At 71.9% G+C, this 19,718-nt stretch carries 15 protein-coding genes; 3 read left to right on the forward strand and 12 right to left on the reverse strand.

Annotated features, from left to right (window positions below; translation table 11 throughout):
* Nucleotides 1–10: 10 nt before the first annotated feature.
* The 5 genes from ACIHFD_RS06665 to ACIHFD_RS06685 are packed head-to-tail and all read right to left on the reverse strand — an operon-like array spanning nt 11 to nt 7,201.
* A complete protein-coding gene (locus ACIHFD_RS06665; protein WP_397365916.1) occupies nt 11–2,026 on the reverse strand; it encodes a glycogen debranching protein in 2,016 nt (671 codons plus the stop codon).
* Nucleotides 2,023–2,358 (reverse strand): STAS domain-containing protein, encoded by a 336-nt coding sequence (locus tag ACIHFD_RS06670; protein ID WP_355191502.1) that lies wholly within the window; start codon nt 2,356–2,358, stop codon nt 2,023–2,025. The genes ACIHFD_RS06665 and ACIHFD_RS06670 overlap by 4 nt, the downstream gene beginning before the upstream one ends.
* 7 nt (nt 2,359–2,365) lie before the next feature.
* Nucleotides 2,366–4,762, reverse strand: coding sequence for an AGE family epimerase/isomerase (locus ACIHFD_RS06675; protein WP_397365917.1), 2,397 nt, complete (start codon nt 4,760–4,762; stop codon nt 2,366–2,368).
* 10 nt (nt 4,763–4,772) lie between these two features.
* Entirely contained in the window at nt 4,773–6,374 is a 1,602-nt protein-coding gene (locus tag ACIHFD_RS06680; protein WP_363963441.1) for a thiamine pyrophosphate-binding protein, read from the reverse strand.
* Nucleotides 6,375–6,376: 2 nt separating this feature from the next.
* On the reverse strand, nt 6,377–7,201 hold the full coding sequence (locus ACIHFD_RS06685; RefSeq protein WP_350728903.1) for a type 1 glutamine amidotransferase domain-containing protein: 825 nt from the start codon (nt 7,199–7,201) through the stop codon (nt 6,377–6,379).
* A gap of 152 nt (nt 7,202–7,353) precedes the next feature.
* Here ACIHFD_RS06685 and ACIHFD_RS06690 point away from each other — a divergent pair, with 152 nt between their 5' ends.
* Nucleotides 7,354–8,982 (forward strand): FAD-dependent oxidoreductase, encoded by a 1,629-nt coding sequence (locus ACIHFD_RS06690; protein WP_397365918.1) that lies wholly within the window; start codon nt 7,354–7,356, stop codon nt 8,980–8,982.
* A gap of 4 nt (nt 8,983–8,986) precedes the next feature.
* On the opposite strand, the gene ACIHFD_RS06695 is transcribed toward ACIHFD_RS06690, so the two are convergent.
* The 7 genes from ACIHFD_RS06695 to ACIHFD_RS06725 form a co-directional block, all read right to left on the reverse strand.
* Nucleotides 8,987–10,393, reverse strand: coding sequence for an ATP-binding protein (locus ACIHFD_RS06695; protein ID WP_397365919.1), 1,407 nt, complete (start codon nt 10,391–10,393; stop codon nt 8,987–8,989).
* On the reverse strand, nt 10,372–11,460 hold the full coding sequence (locus ACIHFD_RS06700) for a transposase (protein ID WP_355191511.1): 1,089 nt from the start codon (nt 11,458–11,460) through the stop codon (nt 10,372–10,374). The genes ACIHFD_RS06695 and ACIHFD_RS06700 overlap by 22 nt, the downstream gene beginning before the upstream one ends.
* A gap of 127 nt (nt 11,461–11,587) precedes the next feature.
* The gene (locus tag ACIHFD_RS06705) at nt 11,588–13,168 is read right to left on the reverse strand and encodes a GMC family oxidoreductase (protein ID WP_397365921.1); all 1,581 of its coding nucleotides are present in this window, start codon (nt 13,166–13,168) and stop codon (nt 11,588–11,590) included.
* 11 nt (nt 13,169–13,179) lie between these two features.
* A complete protein-coding gene (locus ACIHFD_RS06710) occupies nt 13,180–14,691 on the reverse strand; it encodes a GMC family oxidoreductase (protein WP_397365922.1) in 1,512 nt (503 codons plus the stop codon).
* Nucleotides 14,691–15,383: an EthD domain-containing protein gene (locus ACIHFD_RS06715; protein WP_397365923.1), complete on the reverse strand. Its 693-nt coding sequence runs from the start codon at nt 15,381–15,383 to the stop codon at nt 14,691–14,693. Before ACIHFD_RS06715 ends, ACIHFD_RS06710 begins: the two co-directional genes overlap by 1 nt.
* Nucleotides 15,384–15,503: 120 nt before the next feature.
* Nucleotides 15,504–17,123 (reverse strand): FAD-binding oxidoreductase, encoded by a 1,620-nt coding sequence (locus tag ACIHFD_RS06720; protein WP_397365924.1) that lies wholly within the window; start codon nt 17,121–17,123, stop codon nt 15,504–15,506.
* Nucleotides 17,124–17,320: 197 nt separating this feature from the next.
* Nucleotides 17,321–17,923, reverse strand: coding sequence for a TetR/AcrR family transcriptional regulator (locus ACIHFD_RS06725; protein ID WP_397365925.1), 603 nt, complete (start codon nt 17,921–17,923; stop codon nt 17,321–17,323).
* Between the two features lie 80 nt (nt 17,924–18,003).
* Here ACIHFD_RS06725 and ACIHFD_RS06730 point away from each other — a divergent pair, with 80 nt between their 5' ends.
* Nucleotides 18,004–18,840, forward strand: a complete 837-nt coding sequence (locus ACIHFD_RS06730) for an NAD(P)H-binding protein (protein ID WP_364251148.1) — start codon at nt 18,004–18,006, stop codon at nt 18,838–18,840.
* 26 nt (nt 18,841–18,866) lie between these two features.
* Complete coding sequence (locus tag ACIHFD_RS06735) at nt 18,867–19,712, forward strand: alpha/beta fold hydrolase (protein ID WP_397365926.1); 846 nt, start codon at nt 18,867–18,869, stop codon at nt 19,710–19,712.
* Nucleotides 19,713–19,718 lie beyond the last annotated feature (6 nt).

The following is a 19,718-nucleotide window of genomic DNA, read 5'->3' on the forward strand; positions in this document are numbered from 1 at the left end:
GTTCCTTTCGCTAATGCGTGACCAAGATCGCGACGCTTCTGGGGCCGATGGACAACTGTGACTGGTTGGCCAGCGGCGGTTCCGAGCCCGGCTCGAAGGCGTCCATCGGCGGGGCGGCGGCGGTGTCGGCGAACAGGTGCCAGGTCTGCCCGCGCGGCGCGGGCGGCAGTTCGAGCGTGTGCGACTCCCAGTGGGAGTTGGCGGCGACGTAGACGCAGTCGTTCCCGCCCCCGTCGAACAGCGCGGCCAGCACCCGCGAGTGCGCCGACCAGTCCGGTGACCAGGCGCTCACGCCGTGCCAGTGGACCGATCCGGGAGAGCCGCCCCTCAGCACCGGGTGCGCCCGCCGGAAGGCGATGGCGTGCCGCGTGAAGCGGAACAGGTCGGCGTTCTCCTCCCGCAGCCCCCAGTCGAGCCACGTGACCGGCCCGTCGTGGCAGTAGGCGTTGTTGTTGCCGAGCTGCGTGCGGCCGAGCTCGTCGCCGGCCAGCAGCATCGGCACGCCCCGGCTGGCCAGCAGGAGCAGCAGCGCGTTGCGCTGCTGCCGGGCGCGGAGCGCCAGCACCGCCGGGTCGCCGGTCACACCCTCGTGCCCGCAGTTCCAGGAGTTGTTGGCGTCGTCGCCGTCCCTGTTACCCTCGCCGTTGCCCTCGTTGTGCTTGTGGTCGTACGAGACCAGGTCCCGCAGCGTGAACCCGTCGTGTGAGGTGACGAAGTTGACCGTGGCCGCGGCGCCCCTCCGGCTGTACATGTCGGGCGAGCCGACCATGCGGGTGGCCAGCTCCCCGGTGACGCCGATATCGCCCTTGACGTACCTGCGCACCGTGTCGCGGTAGCGGCCGTTCCACTCCGACCAGCGGCTGTAGTGGGGGAAGCTGCCCACCTGGTAGAGCCCGGCGGCGTCCCACGCCTCCGCGATCAGCTTGCGGTCGCGCAGGATCGGGTCGTACGCCAGCGACTCCAGCAGCGGCGGGTTGTGCAGCAGCTCGCCGTCGGACCCCCGCCCGAGGATCGCCGCCAGGTCGAACCTGAAGCCGTCCACATGGCACTCGGCGGCCCAGTAGCGCAGGCAGTCCAGCACGAACCCGCGCACCACCGGATGGTTGCAGTTGAGCGTGTTGCCCGTGCCGCTGAAGTTGTAGTAGTGCCCGTCGGGGGTGAGCATGTAGTAGGTGGCGTTGTCCAGTCCCTTGAAGCAGATCGCCGGGCCGCGCTCGTCGCCCTCCGCGGTGTGGTTGAACACCACGTCGAGCAGCACCTCGATGCCCGCCCGGTGCAGCTCCTTGACCATGTGCTTGAACTCGTCGACCTGCATGTGGTCCCGGCCGGTGGCCGCGTAGGACGCCTTGGGGGCGAAGAACCCGATGGGGCTGTACCCCCAGTAGTTGACGCCGGTGAACACGTTGTCGGTCTCGTCGAACTCGAACACCGGCATCAGCTCGACGCAGTTGACCCCCAGCTCCAGCAGGTACGGGATCTTCTCCACGAGCCCCGCGTACGTGCCGGGCGCCGCGACCCCGGAGGAGCCGTGCCTGGTGAAACCGCGCACGTGCAGCTCATAGATCACCAGGTCCTCGTGCGGCAGGTGCGGCGGGCGGTCGTCCTCCCAGTCGAAGTCGTCGAGCGTCACCCGCGACCTGTGCCGGTGGGGGCCGTGACCGGTCAGCATCCTGGCGTACGGGTCGCTGAGCACGAGGTCCGGGTCGAAGCGGTGGCCCTCCCACGGCCGGCGGGGGCCGTCCACGCGATAGCCGTACTCCAGGCGCTCGACGTCGAGGCCGAACACGGTCATCGCGTAGACGCTGCCCACCCGGAACGTCTCCGGGAAGGGCAGCTCGGCCATCGGCTCGGGCTCGCCCTCCCGATAGAGCACCAGCGTCACCGAGGTGGCGTGGTTGGAGTAGACCGAGAAGTTGACGCCCCCGGGCACCCGCGTGGCGCCGAACGGCAGCGACCGCCCAGCGCGCACGGGATATCCGGCGATCCGCTGCGTGGGGTAAGCGTCGATCGGCTCCAGGATGGTCATACAGTCAACGCCTCCACGCCCTGCTCCACCGACTCGACCACGGTGAAGAATCCGAGGAAGCCGGTCGCCTCCATGATCGCGCGCACGTCGGGGGACAGGCCCGTCAGCGCGAGGCGTACCGTGCCGTGCTGGGCCTGCCGGTAGACCAGCAGGAGCACCCGCAGCCCCGCGCTCGACATGTACAGGGTCCGGGACAGGTCCAGGACCACCAGCCCGTCCTCGGGGAGGAGCGCCCGCAGGTCCTGCTGGACCTGGGGCGAGGTCTCGCTGTCCAGCTGGCCGTCCAGGCTGATGACGGTCACCCCGCCGCGCAGCTCTTTCCGCAGTCGCATGGCCATGTCACTCCTCCACGGGCGCGAGATGGGCGCGCACCGTCATCGGCGAGGCGGAGTCGGGCAGCTTCACCGTCATCGCCGCGGCGTCGAAGAGCTGGTACGGCGAGCCGTCCACCTCCACCCACTCCAGCCGGACCCGGCCGGGCGGCAGCGCGTCGGGCGCCACCCGCAGGACGCGGTCGGTGAACCCGTCGGGCCGCGGCCGGAACCACAGCGTCAACGGCTCCTTGTCGATCAGCAGCCGCTGGTAGACGGTCGCCAGGAAGCACAGCTCGGCCGCGTGGCACATGCTCATCGAGTGGCTGCCCTTGAACCGCTCGTTGCCGAGCAGGTACGGGTGGCCGTCGGCGAGCACGTTGAAGTAGATCCCGCCCTCGTCGTGGTCGAGGAAGAAGGCGCTGTAGAAGGCGGCCGACTCCCGCGCCCTGCGCGTGAACTCCTCCTCGCCCACCAGCCCCGCCAGGATCTGGTAGGCGAGGATCGCCTGCTCCTGCTGCCACCAGGCCTTCCTGTCGTGCCAGACGAACCGGTGGACGTGCTGGCCGGGGGCGAGCCTGCGCTCGACCACGTCGTACCAGCCGCCGCGCTGCGGGTCGCTGCCGAAGCCCGGCATCTTCTCGCCGATCTCGGTCGCCAGCGTCCGGTAGCCGTCCTTGGGCCGGATCGACATCATCCGCATGAGGTTCCAGGCGATCTTGAGGTTGTGCCCGACGACCGCCCGGTCCTGCTGCCAGTGCCAGGTGGTGTCCGGCGTCCAGTCGGCGTGGAAGCGCTCCTGGACGTACGGGCTGTCCTTCCTGGGCATGTGCTTGGCGATGAGGTCGAACGTCTCCTCGAGCATGTCGGCGTGCCGCTCGTCGCCGGTGGCCAGGAACAGGTTGATGAGGTAGGCGGGGGCGTGGTCGCCGACGGAGTTCCAGTTCTTCCTCGACCGGTTCGGGCCCAGCGACTCGTGGTGCGGGCTGAGCAGGATCGGGTCGATGTGCGAGTAGTAGCCGCCCCGCTCGGGGTCGTGGAAGAACTTCTTGAACAGCCGCAGCGTGCCGTCGATGTCGGAGGCGATACGCGGGTCCCCGGTGAGCCGGTAGAGCTGGGTGGGGCCGGCCAGGGCGTAGATCTGCTCGTACATCGGGATCGCGTCGTAGTCGTCGCCGAACTCGGAGGTGAACAGCTTGCGCTCGACCCCGTCGCGCACGTCGATGCCGTGGTACCAGTACACGACGTCCTCGTCGCGGTCCACGAAGCGCATGTGCTCGCGCAGGTAGGCGGTGCCCTGCTCGGCCACCTCCAGGAAGTCCTCCTCACCCGTGAGCATGTAGGCCGAGGACATCCCGTAGATCATCCGGGAGATCGTGTCGGTCTCCTGCACGTCCTGACCGGCCTTCTCGCCGCCCAGCCGCAGCATGGTCCGGTAGGCGGAGTAGTCGATCGGGCCGTCGGCCCCGAACTGCGCCTTGCGGTAGAACCTGCCCAGCTCGCGGATCTGCTTGACCCACCAGTCGGGCTGCTCGAAGGCGTACTGGCCCGGCTGCCTGCCCAGGAAGATCAGCGTCTTGGCCTCGACCGTGTAGGCGCCGTTCTCGTGGTAGAAGATCCCCTTGACGAACACGTAGGTGCCCGGCGTGAGCAGCTGCTCCAGGTGCGCCGAGGCGTCGAGGTACGGCTCCGAGAGGTTGCGCACGAACTCGGCGGAGGTGGTGCCGGTCAGCCGCACCCGCACCGGCCGCCCGTCGTTGGTGCGCAGGCTGATCTCGCCGTGCTCGAAGCCGGTGACGTAGCCGGCCACCAGGTCGGAGAAGGTGAAGTCGGGCCGGTAGACCGTCTCGGAGCCGCGGTCGGCGGCCACCAGGTCGATGATCATGCGGGCGAAGGCGGCGCAGTGCTCGGCCGTCCGGCCGGTCACCAGGTCGCGGTCCACCACGACGTCCTGGTCGGTGTAGACGGCGCCCATGTTGCGCACGTCGCCGACCAGGTTGTTGTGACACGTCACGCGGCGGCCCTTGACCGCCTCGGCGATGGGCGCCGCCAGCCAGAGGCCGTGGCAGATGATGCCCTTGACGATCCGGTGGTCGTCGAAGGCCTCCTTCAGCAGCCGTACGGCTGGGGCGAGCTCGTGGACGTCCTCGGTGTAGCGCAGCCGGTCCGAGACCATGCCGGACGGCACGATCAGCACGTCGATCCGGCTCAGGTCGGCGCTCTCCAGGTCGCCGCTCACCGTGAACGGCTCCTTGAACTCGTGGCCGTGGAAGGTCAGCGAGTCCTGTCCCCACAACCGCGTGAGGAACTCGACCCGCGCCCCCTCCTCGGTGAAACGCCGCTGGTAGTAGTGGAGCTCCTGTTCGACGTAGTCGCTCTCCATGAGGATCGCGACGGTGCGCCCGGCCAATCGCTTCTCACGCACGGTGTACCTCTCAGGTGGTAATCAGATCGACGAGGAACGGCCCCGGCGTCGCCAGCATCCGCTGGACCGCAGCCTCCACCTGGGCGGGCTTGCTCACCTTGACGCCGGGGACACCCAGGCTCGCGGCCAGCTTCACGAAGTCGATCTGGGGATGGGACAGGTCGAAGCCCTGGGGGTGGGGGTGCGCGGCGATGCCGCGCTCGCGCCAGTACTGTTCGAGGTTGTCGTCGAGCAGCTGGTAACGGCGGTTGTCGCAGATCACGAAGCGGGCGGCCACGCCGTACCGGACGGCGGTCCAGAGGGCCTGGATGGTGTACATGCTGCCGCCGTCGCCGGTGAAGGCCACCACCTCGTCCTCGGGGCGGGCCAGCTTGATCCCGATCGCGCCGGGGATGCCGACGCCGAGCGAGCCGCCCCTGGTCTGGAAGTAGGTGCCGGGCCGGCGCGGCGGGAGCCGCCTGAGCAGCGCGGGGGCGGAGGTCAGCGCCTCGTCGAAGACCACCAGCCTGTCGCCGGCCCGGGCGGCCAGCTCGCCGGCGAACAGGTCCATCATGGTCTCGCCGTACACCTCCGCCGGCTCGCGGGCCGACTCGAGGGGGGACTCGGGGCGGGCGGGGCCGAGCAGGCGGGCCAGCGCCGCCAGGGTCGGCTTGGGATCGGCGACGAGCGCGACGTCGGCCGGCAGGTTCTTGGCGATCTCGTAGTCGTCCAGGTCGATGTGGACGATCTTCGCCGCCTCCGGGAAGGGGCTGGTCAGCAGCGGGAACACCTCGGGGAAGAGGTACGTCCCGACGACGAGCGCGGCGTCGGCCCCGGCCAGCGCGGCGGCGCTGTGCTCGCCGAACATGTGCCCGAGGTCGCCCCGGTGCAGCGGGTGGGTGGTGTCGATGGTCAGCTCCGAGGAGTTCACCGTCCACACCGGGGCGCCGAGCGCCTCCGCCACCCTGGCCAGCTCCTCCTGCGCGCCGGACACCGAGACCCCGTCCCCGGCCAGCACCACGGGCCGCCGGGCGGCGCGCAGCACCGCCGCGGCCCGCTCCAGCTCCTCAGGCACGGGCACCGTCGCCCGGCTGGGGATCGTGCTGGCCACGGCGGGCTCGTCGGTGTCCTCGTCGAGCACGTCCATCGGCAGTGCCACGAAGACGGGCCCGCGCGGCGGCGTCATCGCGATCTTGACCGCGCGCCGCAGCACCCTCAGCACCGAGCCCGGGTGGGTCACCCTGGTCGCGTACTTGGTCACCGGCCGGGCCATCGCCACCAGGTCCACCGCCATCTGGCCGTCCAGGGCCTCGTAGCGCACCCCTGCCTCGCCGGCGATCACCACCAGCGGCGAGTGGCCGCGCTTGGCCTGGTAGAGCAGGCCGACCCCGTTGCCGAGGCCGACCCCGCTGTGCAGCTGGACCAGCGCGGGCCCGCCGGTGGCGCGGGCGTAGCCGTCGGCGATGCCGAGCGCCGCCGACTCCTGCAGCGCCAGCACGTACTGGAAGCCCGGCGTCTCCTCCAGCACGTCCAGGAACCCCTGCTCCACGGTCCCCGGGTTGCCGAACATCACCGAGATGCCGTCGGCCGCGAACTGCTCGAAGATCGCCTCTTTGGCGGGACGGGTCGCCATGGTCACCAGCCGTACCGGCGCAGGCCGGACTCGAGCACCTCGACCAGCTTCTCGCCGGACAGGTACGAGTCGGGGGTCGAGCGGCCCGTCACGAACGGGTGGTCCACGATCACCGACGTCTCCTTGCCCACGTTGCCGTGGTAGCGGCCGTCGGGCGCGGTGGCGTCGCGCAGGATGTACTCCAGCGGGTACGGCGGCGGCCCCATGTTGAAGTCCACTCCCAGGAAGCCCGTGCCGTCCTTGTAGTCGTACTCCTTGCAGTGGCCCGTCACGTGCTTGCCGCGCAGGATGCTCGCGCGGTCCTCCCAGTCGCGGGCGAAGGCCAGGCAGGCGACGCCGTAGCACTCGGCGAGCACCGGCTTGTCCGCCCGGACGAAGGAGAGGATCAGGTCGTGCACCCGGCCGTTGTTGGCCAGGTCCACGATCGGGCCGCTGCCGCCCACGAGGACCAGGGCGTCGTACTTGTCGACGTCCCGGTCCAGCCGGCCGAGCTCCCGGTAGTAGGCCTCGACCTTGCGGAGGTATCCGTCCTCGCTGTTGTAGGGGCGTTCGGGGATCCACTCGGCGAGGCTGACCGGGGAGTCCAGCCGGTCCGACTCGTCGAGCTGCCTGGCGGCCACGGCCACCTCCGGCGTGGTCACGGAGCGGCCCAGCGGCGGATCCACGTACCCGGGGTCGAGACTGGGCGGCAGTGCCCGCGCGCGCTTGCCGGTGGGGGTGGCGAACACGCTCCGGTAGCCCTGCCGGTCGAAGGCGGCCAGCGGGCCGACGAGTTCCTCTCCCCAATATCCGTACTCGGAGAGAACAATAAGAATGGTGCGCGTCATGCGTGGATTCAAACAATATGTGGTTTTCCGGGACAAGCCCGGCCCGCCTATTCCGTCAAGTCCGTGAAAGTCGCCGGCACTTCGTCAGGTGCCGGGGGCGGCCGCGCGGAAAATGACGGAACAATGGCCGTAGCCGATTCTGGAGGCTCGTGATGCCCGAGCAGCGGCGGCCGGTTCTGCTGGCCGTGGACGACGACGATCACGTGCTCCGCGCGGTGCGGCGCGATCTGTCCCGCGCCTACCAGGAGCGCTACCGGGTGGTGGCGTCGAGGTCGCCGGTGGAGGCCATGCGGATCCTCGACCGGCTGCGCGAGCGCCGTGAGGAGGTCGCGCTGATCCTCTCCGACCAGCGCATGCCCGAGATGACCGGGATCGAGTTCCTGGTGGAGGCCGGCCGGCGCTTCCCCGCAGCCCGCCGCGTCCTGCTGACGGCCTACGCCGACACGAGCGTCGCCATCTCGGCGATCAACGAGGTGCGGCTGGACCACTATCTCGTCAAGCCGTGGGAGCCGCCGGAGGAGCGGCTCTACCCCGTGCTCGACGACCTGCTGTCGGACTGGGAGTCCGCCCACGAGCCCCCGTACCAGGGGATCCGCCTGGTCGGCCACCGGTTCGCGCCCGCCACGCACCGGCTGCGCGACCTGCTGACCCGCTACCGTCTGCCGTTCAGGTTCGAGGAGGCGGAGCCGGGCGCCCCGGAGGTCCCCGAGGTCGTGCTGCCCGACGGGCGCCGGATGGCCCGCCCCGGGCACGGCGAGGTGGTGGCGGCCCTGGGCCTGGCGACGGAGCTCAGCCATCCGCACTACGACGTGGCGATCGTCGGAGGCGGCCCGACCGGGCTGGCCGCGTCGGTCTACGCCTCGTCCGAGGGGATGGCGACGCTGCTCATCGAGGCGTACGTACCGGGCGGCCAGGCCGGCACCTCCAGCCGGATCGAGAACTACCTCGGCTTCCCGTCCGGCATCTCCGGCGTCGATCTGACCAACCGCGCGATGGCGCAGGCCCGCAGGTTCGGCGTGGACGTGCTGGCCCCGGTCGAGGCCAGGCGGCTGAGCCGGGCCGGCCGGGCCTGCGTGCTGAACCTGTCCGACGGCAAGGAGATCACCGCGGCCACCGTGCTGCTGTCGCCGGGCCTGTCGTACCGCGGTCTCGACGCCGAGGACGCGGCCCGCTTCGAGGGGGCCGGCATCTACTACGGCGCGGCCCTGACGGAGACCGAGTCGTGCGTGGGGCGGCAGGTGTGGATCGTGGGCGGCGCCAACTCCGCCGGCCAGGCGGCGCTGCACTTCTCCCGGCACGCCTGCCACGTCACCATGGTGGTGCGCGCGGACAGCCTGGCCAGCGGCATGTCCGCGTACCTGGTGGACGAGATCGCCGCGACGGGCAACATCACGGTCATGACGAACACCCGCGTGGTCGCCACCGGCGGCGTGGAGCGGCTGGAGCGCATCACGCTGTGCGACACCCGCAGCGGCGAGCTGACCACGCGGGAGGCCGAGCACGTCTTCGTGTTCATCGGCGCCCGGCCGCGCACCGAGTGGCTGGACGACCTCGTGCGCAGGGACGCCCACGGCTTCCTGCTGACCGGCCCCGACCTCGGTCCGGTGGCGGGGCTGGCCAGCTGGGACCTGCCGAGGCAGCCGCTGCTGCTGGAGACGAGCGTGCCGGGCGTGTTCGCGGCCGGCGACGTGCGCGCCAACTCCGTCAAGCGGCTGGCCTCGGGTGTCGGCGAGGGCGCCATGGCGGTGTCGATGATCCACCGCTACCACTCGGAGAGCTGACCCCCTACTCGGGGACCCGGGCCAGCGGCAGCCGCACCACGAACCGCGTGTCGCCCGGCCGCGAGTCGACCTCCATCGTGCCGCCGTGCCGCTGCGCCACGATGTCCATGCTGACGTGGAGCCCGAGACCGGTCCCCTTGCCCAGGTCCTTGGTGGTGAAGAAGGGCTGGAACACGTTCGGCAGCGCCTCGGCGGGGATGCCGTGGCCCGTGTCGCGGAACTCCACCACGGCGTGGTCGCCCTCCCGCCTGGTGCTGATCGTCAGCTCGCCCTCGCCGCCCATGGCGTCCACGGCGTTGTCGATGAGGTTGGTCCAGACCTGGTTGAGCTCGCTGGGGAAGGCCTGGAGGTCGGGGACGCCGCCGTACTCCCGGCGTACGCGGATGTTGCGCAGCTTGGGCGCCATGAGGGCGAGCGTGGCCTCCAGGCCCTCGCGCAGGTCGGCGTCCCGCTGGGGCGCGCGGTCCAGGTTCGTGTACGCCGAGGTGCGCCGTACCAGCTCCACCACCCGCTCGGCGGCCTCGGCCGCGTCGCCGGCGAGCGTCCGGATGCGCAGCACCGGCACCAGGTACGCCAGCGCCGTGGCGAGCGCGTCCGGCCGCAGCCCGGCGGCCAGCTCGTCGAGCGCGGCGCGGTCCACACCGTGTTCGGCGAGGTCGTCGGCCAGTTCGACGGCCCGGTCGGGGCCGAGGCCCTGTTCGCGGAGCCAGTCGGCGACGTCGTCGGCCGCCTCCGCCTCGGCCAGCGGGTCCAGCGCGGCCCCGGAGCCCACCCGGTCCTGGAACCGCGCGACGAGCCGCACCTCGCTCTCCTCGCCCGTGCGCCCCCACTCGACCGCGGTGGCGGCCAGCCGGGGCGCGAGGTCGCGCAGCTCCCGCGCGGCCCGCAGCGCGGCCGCCGCCGGGTTGTTCAGCTCGTGGGCCAGGCCGGCCGCCAGCATGCCCAGCCCTTCCAGCATGCGGCTGCGCCCGGCCTGGCGCTCCATGGCGTTGATGCGCCCGGCCAGCACCGGCAGCAGTACCCGGCAGACCTGCGGGCAGCGCTCCAGCATGTCGAAGAAGGCGTCCTTGCCGTAGGCCACGACCCGCGCCGGCCCCACGGCCAGCGCGGTGGCCAGGTACTCGTCGCTGGTGAGCAGCGGGAGCTCGCCGATGAACTGGTGCTCCAGCGCATCGCCGAGGTGCCGGGTGAGCACCTGCTCCCGCCCGCCGACCAGCTTCGAGACCACGATCTCGCCGTCCAGCAGGATGTAGAAGCCGTCGGCCGGCGCGCCCTCGACGAACAGCGCCTGCCCGTCGCCGAGCTCCCTGACGGTCCCGGCGCACGCGAGCCAGTCGAGCTGCTCGTCCGACAGCCCGGCGAACAGCTCGATCGCGGAGAGCCGGGCGGTCAGCCATGCGGGCGCAGGCACAGTTCCTCCGATTCCCGTCCGTCCAGGCCGCCCAGCAGCCGGTACGCGTGGGCCACCGACACCAGCGTGACGTGGTGGTGCCAGCCCTGGAAGGAGCGGCCCTCGAAGTGCTGCAGGCCGGACTCGGCGGCGACCGAGGCGAGCACGGACGCCGCCCTGTTGCGCAGCCCGACCAGTCCCGCCAGGTCGGACACCCGGTTGCGGCCCAGGTCGGTCAGCCACATCGCCCGCGCCCCCGAGCGCGGGTACCAGCGGTGGCCCTGCCCCTGCTGTTGGTACAGGGGCCGCGTGCCCGCCTGCCCCTGCACCACCTGCAGCCGGGGCCGTAACGGCTCCAGCACCGGGCGGGCGGGCAGGCCGGACCCGCCGGCCGGCAGCGTGCCGGGGGAGACGCGGACGAGGTAGGGCAGCCCGCGCTCGGCGAGCCCGGCGAGGAGGAGCTCCACGCCGGGCATCGACCTGCCGTCCACCACGATGGGCGCCGGAGGAAGTCCCCAGTCGACCACCATCTCGTCGACGGCCTGCAGCAGGTGCCGCCAGTGCGGCCGGCTGTGCTCGTGGGCCGGTACGCGGGCCCGGCTGCGCAGGCCGTCGTCCTCGTCCCACGAGCGGGGCAGCAGCAGCCGCCAGTTGACCGGGCAGCCGCCGTCCTCTCCCACCATCACGACCGCCAGGCCGATCTGGCAGTTGAGGAGGCGGCCCGCGGAGTTGGCGAACTGCCGCGCCACGCCCACCGACTTGGACCCGTTCTTCGGGAAGACGACCTCCTCCAGCACCCACGCCTTCGGGCGGATCGCCTCGACGAGCAGCTGGGCCAGGCGCTGCCGTACGGGCGCCCAGTCCCAGGGGCTCTGGTTGATGAACTGCTGGAGGCACTGGTCGACGGGTCGCCCCACGACGTGGTTGGAGATCCGGCGGATCGACTTGCGGCCCGGGACGGAGACCAGGCCGTGGACGTAGACCTCGCCCCATCGGCGCTGATCGGAGCGGAGGAAGGACGTGAACAGGTCCTCACAGAAAGGAGAGAGCCAAAACTCTCGCGAATGCAAATCCGAGTAGATGGCCATGCGACCAACCCCTATAAATCGAACATCCCCCTTTCCTCGAATTATTGAAATGTTCCGGGCCGGCTGACAGGACGAGGTTGTGCTGGCACTCTCGCTGCTACTTATGGGACTTCTACCTGTTGGACTTCTACCCAGAGGTACGGACGAGGTCGGCCGCGCGCTCGCCGATCATCACGACCGTGGTGTGCGGATGCGCGTTGACCAGCGAGGGCATGACGGAGGCGTCGGCCACGCGCAGCCCCTCCACGCCGCGCACCCGCAGCCGGGGATCGACCACGGCCGAGGCGTCGGTGCCCATCCGGCAGGAGCCGGCGAAGTGGTAGTACGACCCGGTGTTGGCCTTCACCCAGGCGCGCAGCTCCTCGCGGGTGGTCACGCCGGGCCCGGGGGCGACCTCGGCCAGCCCCCACCGGCCGGTGAACGCCTTGGTGCGGTAGATGTCCCGGGCGACCTCCACGGCGGTGACCGTGCGCTCCAGGTCGACCGGGTCGCCGAAGTAGTTGGCGTTGATCCGCGGGTAGGCGGTCGGGTCGGTGCCGGCCAGCCGTACCCATCCCCGTGAGACCGGCGACACCAGGCCGGTCAGGCTGAGGATCACGTGCGGGTCCACCAGCTCCCGCACCGGCGCGACCGGCTGGCCGGTCTGCACGCGGCGGATGACGTTGGCGAAGAACTTCTCGCCGAACGGCGCGCGGTGCACCAGCGCGACCTCCAGGTCGGGGACGGGCAGCCCGTCCTGCGACCCGCAGAAGAGCGCGACCTCGGTCACGTTGCCGCGCGGGTCGTCGCCCGGCTCGGCCAGGTAGCCGATCGGCCCGATGACCAGCGGGTGGTCGTGGAAGTTGGCCCCGACCCCGGGCAGGTCGGCCACGACCGGGATGCCGAGCTCGGCCAGGTCGCCGGCCGGGCCCAGGCCCGACAGCAGCAGCAGCTTGGGCGACTGGATGGCGCCCGCGCACAGCACCACCTCGGCCTCGGCCCGCGCCGTGTGCGTGCGGCCCTCGCGCAGGTACTCCACGCCGACGCAGCGCGTCCCCTCGAACAGCAGCCGGGCCGCGAGGGCCGCGGTCAGCACCGTGAGGTTGGGCCGGTCGAGCGCGGGATCCAGGTACGACTCGCGGGCGCCCCTGCGCCGGCCGTCCTTGATGTTCACGTGGTGCCAGCCCGCGCCGAACAGGCCCGCGTTGAAGTCGTCCAGGCGCGGATGGCCGAGCTCGACGCAGGCCTCGATGAACGTCTCCGACACCGGGTTACCCGTCTCGCCCGCGTCGGCCACGGTCATCGGGCCGTCCTTGCCGGCCAGCGGGTTGCGCCCGTCGCGCTGGTCCTCCAGGCGCTGCAGCCACGGCAGCACGTCGTCGAAGGACCAGCCGGGACACCCGTGGTAGGCCCAGTCGTCGTAGTCCTGGGGGCGGCCCCTGGTGTGCATCATGTGGTAGATGTTCGAGGTGCCGCCCAGGCCCCGGCCGGCGGCCGAGTAGACGCGGTTGCCGTCCAGACCGGGCTGGGGCTCGCTCATGTACGCCCAGTCCAGGTCGGTCAGCAGCACCTCGTTCCACCGCCACGGCGTCGTTACCGCGTCGGTGACCTGTGCGTCGCCCGCCTCGAGGAGGAGAACGGAGGCGTCGGGATCCTCGCTGAGCCGGGCGGCCACCACCGATCCGGCCGCGCCGGCGCCGATGACGATGTACCTGTAGCTGTCTGGCACGGTCGGCTCCTTCATGTGAGCAGGTCGGCCGCGCGCTCCCCGATCATGACGGTGGCGGCGGCGGTGTTGCCCGCGGGGATGGACGGCATGATCGAGGCGTCGGCGACGCGCAGCCGCTCGACGCCGTGCACGCGCAGCGCCGCGTCGACCACGTCCAGCGGGTCGCGGCCCATGCGGCAGGTGCCCACCGGATGCCACACGGTGGTCGCGGTGGCGCGGACGTAGGCGGGCAGGTCGGCGCCGTGGCCGGGCGCGCTCTCGCGGTCGTGCAACGAGCACATCGAGCTGCTGTGCGCCAGCTCCCTGGACAGCTCGATCCCGCGCACGAGCGCCGCCAGGTCGGCCGGGTCCTCGAGGTAATGGGGGTCGACCAGGGGTGCGTCGGCGGGGTCCGCCGACCGCAGGGCGAGCCTGCCCCTGCTGCGCGGCCGCGCGAGCACGGGGGCGAAGGTGAAGGCGGGCCCGTCGACGCGGTACTCGTCGGCCACGAACTGCACGGGGCCGAACAGCATCTGGAGATCGGGGTCGTCCGGTGGGAACAGCCCTACCTCCGCCAGCAGCTCGGGCAGCGGCAGGATCGACCGCGCGGCGTAGGCCACGCCGAGGATGAGGTGGTCGTGCAGGTTGGCGCCCACGCCGGGCAGGTCGGCGGCGACCGCGAGGCCGTGCTCGCGCAGGGCCTCGGCCGGGCCGATCCCGGAGAGCATCAGCAGCTTGGGCGTGGCGAGCGCGCCGCAGGAGACGATCACCTCGGCGCTCGCCCCGGCGCGGTGGAGCGCGCCGTCGCGCAGGTACTCCACGCCCGTGGCCGTCGTGCCGTCCAGCAGCACGCGGGTCGCCGTCGCGCCGGTCTCGACGGTGAGGCGGGGATGGCCGCGCAGCGGGTCGAGGTAGGCGGACGCCGTGCTCGATCGCTGGTTGTCCTTCGTCCTGGTGGACTGGTAGGCGAAGGCGCCCTCCTGCGCGGCGCCGTTGTAGTCCCAGTCCTCCCCGCCGGGGAAGCCCAGCTCGGAGGCGGCCTGGAGGAAGGCGCGCGACACCTCCGACATCGACGACAGGCGGGCCACCTTCATCGGCCCGTCCGCCCCGTGGTACGGCCCGGCGCCCTCCTCGTAGTCCTCGGCCCGTTTGAAGCAGGGCAGCACCTCGTCGTACGACCAGCCCTCGTTGCCCTGGGCGGCCCAGCCGTCGTAGTCGCGGCGGTTGCCCCGGACGTACAGCATGGCGTTGACCGAGCTGCCGCCGCCCAACACCTTGCCCTGGGGCAGCGGGATCGTCCGCCAGCCCAGCCCGGCCTGCGGGACCGTGACGTACGGCCAGGTGACGGCGGGGTCCTGCCACAGCGAGGCCATGCCGGGGATGCCCGTCTGGCGGATGGCCGCCAGGCCGGCGTCGCCGCCGGACTCCAGCAGGAGCACGCGTGCCTCGGTCCGCTCGACGAGCCTGGCGGCGACGACCGCCCCGGCCGCGCCGGCGCCCACGACGATGTAGTCGTATTCCCTCTTCTGGTCACCGGCGGACATCAGCGGCTCTCCGGCCCGATGACCCAGTGCTCGGTGACGGCCATCCGGTGCACGTACCTCGGCTCGACCAGCGTCTCCATGTCGGCCACGACCTTGGCGTACTCGGGCGAGGCGAGCGCGGCCTCCATGGCGTCCCTGTCGTCGAACCACAGGAGGTGGGCGGCGTCGAGCACCGCCTCGCCGATGGCGTACGCGCCGTCTCTGACGTGGCACTGGAGGTATCGGCGCAGCCCCGGCACCTGAGCGACCAGTTCGGCGTGCGGGCCGAGGTCGGCGCTCCTGAAGTCGGCCAGCGACAGCCCTTCCTTCCGCTTGACCAGCACGATCAGCTTCACGCCCGACGGCGGGGCGAGCTCGGGCCCCGGCACCGGCTCGTGCGCGTCGGTGTCGAGCACGAGCGTGCGCCAGAACGCCGCCCAGCGCGGCTCGTCGGCCCGCGCGCCTTCCAGGAACTCGGGCGTCTGCAGCGACTCGAGCTGCTCCCGCTCGTCGCGCAGCCAGATCTCCGCGACGCCGCTCCACAGCGGCTCGCCCTCGTCGGGCCGGAGCGGGATCCGGGTGCCGATCAGGTATTTCCTGATCTGCGGGATCTTGCTCGCGTACCGGACGGCGTGCACGTTCAGCCAGTACTGCTGGAACTCCTCCTCCGTCATCCCGGGCTTGGGCGCGGCGAAGATGAGTTGATGGATCACGGTGTTCTCCTTCGTCACTCGGTGTGTCCGACGCTAGGAGCGCGCATCCGCGCCGGGAAGCGGGCCCGGCGGCGCCGCGCTGACAAAGTCAAGTACGGTGCGGCACTTGGCCAGGTGCCGCTACGGCAGCGAGACCGACTGCGCGTGCCGGAAGACGTTGCGGGGGTCGTAGGCCGCCTTGACCTGCTGGAGCCTGGCGTAGTTGCCCTTGTAGTACAGCGTCTGCCACGGCACGCCCGAGCGGTTGAACGCGGGGTCGGTGATGTCGGGGTCGGGGTTGTTGATGTAGCACCCGTCGGCCTGGTCGCCGGGCACCGGGTAGCCGCCGGTGGCCGCCCACACCGAGCCGTACAGGTCGCGCAGCCAGCCGATGTTGGCGGCGTCGGCGGCCGGGTCCTGCCACTGGGTCTCGAACAGCGTCCAGAACGCGGCGTCGCGGTGCGCCAGAGCGGTCCGCGTGGCGGGGACGGCGTTGATCGCGCCGCCGCTGAACCCGGCCAGGGTCACCGCGGCCGCCGGGTTGGCGAAGTCCGTACGGGTGAGCGCGTCGTACATCGCGCCCGCCTGCTCGGCCGTGTACGAGCGCCGCAGGTAGGCCGACTTGGAGGAGCCGCGCAGCGTCGGGTTGATGAACGAGGGGATGCTGGCGGCGATCAACTTGACCGCGCGCAACCACGGGAGCCGCTGCGCCGGCTGGGCCGCCACCACGGCGTCGACGCCGAGTCCGGCGGTCAGGGCCCCCAGGTAGTCGCCGAGGATCCGCGCCGCGTCGGGGGCGGTGGCGTCGACCTGGGTCAGCAGGAAGACGTTTCCGCTCGAGCGGTGCGCCAGCGACGCGACGCCGGACAGGATCCTGGCGGGGGAGTCGGGCGCGGCGTGTCCCTCGTACCAGGCGCCCCAGTTCGTGACCAGGGTGGCGAACTTCGTGCGGTCCAGCATGCTCCACGGGATGCCGACGGCGCTGAGCAGCACGTCCTTGGGCGGGTTGACGAGCAGGCGGCTCGGGTTGGAGCCGCTCGTGCCCGGCGTCCGGAACCAGAAGCGGGTGACGATGCCGAAGTTGCCGCCCCCGCCGCCGGCGCACGCCCACCACAGGTCGCGGTTGGGGTCGCCCGGATCGCGCGAGGCCGTCACGGCCCGGGCGGTGCCCGAGCGGTCCACGACCACGACCTCGACCGCCGCCAGGTGGTCGATCACGGCCCCGAGCTGGCGGGACAGGAAGCCGTACCCGCCGCCGGTGGCGTGGCCGCCGATGCCGACCGTGGGGCACATCCCGCCGGGGATGGTCACGCCCCACTTCTTGAACAACGTGTCGTAGACGCCCGACAGCCGGGCGCCGCCCTCGACCGCGAACGCGCCCCGCTGCTGGTCGAAGTACACCTCGTCCAGCCCGGACAGGTCGATGACGACGTCCACGTCGGAGTTGAACACGAACGGGGCCAGGCAGTGGCCGCCGGACACCACCGAGATCCGCTTGCCCGCGTCGACCGCCTCCTGCACCGCGGCGACGACCTGGGCGGTCGAGCTGACCACGCGCACATAGTCGGGCGCGCCGACCCAGCGCTGGTTGTAGCCCACGGTCAGCTCCTGGTAGCGGGGGTCGCCGGGGTACACGGTGACCGGACCCGTGACCGGTCCGCCGGATGACACGGCGGCTCCGGCGGGGGACGCGGGCAACGTCACGGCACCCGCCACCAGCGCGGCGCCACCCAGTAATCCCCGCCTCGACGGACGTTCCATGATCGCTCCTTCTGGAGATTCTCCACGTGGGAGCCCTCCGTGCGGTTCCGCGGAGGGTGATCGTCAGGACATCCTCATGGTGTCCCGGCCTCCTGCGGATGCCGCGAAAAAGGATCGGAGTCCGTTACCTCCGGCCGCCCACCTCACGAAGAGGGCGGCGGACGTCACGAAGTACGTGCCCGGCGGGGTCGAGGCCTTCAGGCGGCGGGGGCCTCGGGCAGGTAGTCGAGCCAGTCGAGCAGGCGAGCGCATTGGCGGGTCATGACGTCGGGGTCGCGCAGGGCGTTGGCCAGCAGGGACATGCCCTGGTAGGCGCCCACCAGCGTCAGGGAGAGGTCCCAGGGGTCGGGCTGGCCGAGCTCGCGGAACTGGCGCTCGACCCAGTCCAGCAACAGCCGGATGACGCGGCCGGCCTCCGCGTCCAGGCCGCCCTCGGGGCGTTTGTCCAGCTCCGCGGCGAGTGTCCCGGTCGGGCAGCCGTAGCGGGCCGCGAGGTCGCGCTGGCTGACCCACCCTTCCACGAGGGCCTTCAGCCGCTCCCTCGGGTCGTCGAGCCCGTCCAGGCGGTCGGTGAGGAGCTCCAGCTGCCGCGCGTGCTCGGCGAGGGCGGCGGCGACCAGGTCGTCCTTGGTCTTGAAGTAGTAGTACACGTTGCCCACGGGGACGTCGGCGGCGTGGGCGATGTCGGCGATGGTGGTGCGCTCCGCCCCCTGCCGGTGCACGACCTGGGCGGCGGCGGCCATCAGCCGCTGGCGCTTGGCGGCCGCGGTCCTCGCCCGCGAACCCGTTGAGTCAGTCACCTGACTAACTATATGCGGCGGAGCCGTGCTATGGTCTCCCTCAAGTGAGTCAGCCGACTAACTAACAACTGGGAGAGATCATGATCGTTGTCACGGGAGCCACGGGGAACGTCGGGCGGACGCTGGTCCGGCTGCTGGCCGAGGCAGGGGAGCAGGTCACCGCCGTGTCCCGCCGCATCACCGATGCCGACGTGCCGCAGGGCGTGCGGGCGGTCGCCGCCGACCTGGCCGACCCCGGCAGCATGAGCGCGGCGCTGGAGGGCGCGGACGCGGTGTTCCTCCTCACGGGCGGCGACCTGTTCGCCGTCGAGCCCAAGGAGATCGTCGCCGCGGTGAGCGGGCCGGGCAGGATCGTCCTGCTCTCCTCGCAGGGCGTGGTGACCCGCCCGGACAGCGCGTCCCACGGCCGCTTCGGGGCGGAGGTGGAACGCGCGGTCGTCGACTCGGGAGCGCGGTGGACGATCCTGCGGCCGGGCGGATTCGCCTCCAACAGGTACGCCTGGGCCGGGTCGATCCGCGCGGACCGCACGGTCGCGGCGCCGTTCGGCGACGTCGGGCTGCCGATCATCGACCCCGACGACATCGCCGCGGTGGCCGCCGCCGTGCTGCGGGAGCCGGGCCACGACGGCCGGACCTACGAGCTCACCGGGCCGGAGGCGGTGACCCCGCGGCAGAACGCCGAGGCCATCGGCCAGGCGATCGGCGAGCCGGTCGCGTTCGTCGAGCAGACCCGCGAGGAGGCCCGCGCGCAGATGCTGGCGTTCATGCCCCCGCCGGTCGCGGACACCACGCTGGACATCCTCGGCGAGCCGACCGAGGCCGAGCGGCGGATCAGCCCGGACGTCGAGCGCGTGCTGGGCCGGGCCCCTCAGCCGTTCGCCGCCTGGGCCCGGCGCAACGCCGCCGCCTTCCGCTGAGCCTCGCCGCGAGGGATCATGGTCGCGTGGACGAGACGGTGCTGACCGACGACGGCGTGCGGCTCTGGGCGGTGCGGAGCGGCGAAGGCCGTCCCGTCGTCTTCTGTCATGGCGGGCCGGGCCTGTGGGACACCTTCGAGGACGTGGCCGGGCTGCTGTCCGGCGTCGCGGCCGTCCACCGGTGGGACCAGCGCGGCTGCGGCCGCTCGCAGCGGGTCGGGCCGTACTCGACGGGCCGGACGGTGGCGGACCTCGACGCCGTCCGCCGCCACTTCGGCCTGGAGTCGATGGTGCTGCTCGGCCACTCGTGGGGCGCCCAGCTGGCCCTGCGGTACGCCCTGGACCACCCCGAGCGCGTACGCGGCCTGGTCTACGTCTCCGGCACGGGCATCGACCCGAGCGACACCTGGCGCGAGGAGTACCGGCTCCGCCTGCGCGGCGCGGTGAGCGGGGACGTGGAGCGCTGGGCGGCGCTGGAGAGCCGCGAACGCACGGCCGCCGAGGACCGTGAGTTCGCGGTGCTGCAGTGGACGGCGGACTTCGCCGACCGCGGCCGGGCCATGGAGCACGCCGAACGTATGGCGACCCCCTGGCTCGGCGTCAACTTCGAGTGCAACGCCGTCCTGAACGCCGAGGGCAGGCGTGACTGGGGCACACCCGCGTTGCGGGATGCCTGTGCGGCGCTGGCGGTGCCGGTGCTGATCGTCGACGGGGCCGAGGACATCCGGCCCCGCCGGGCGGTGGACTCGCTGGAGCGGGCGCTGCCGGACGCCTCACGGGTGACCCTGCCGGGCGCCGGTCACCTGCCCTGGGTCGAGGATCCGGAGGGTTTCCGGGCCGCGGTGGGCGCGTTCGTGGCCGGCGCGGATTAGAGGGGT

The organism is Nonomuraea sp. NPDC051941 (assembly GCF_044593615.1).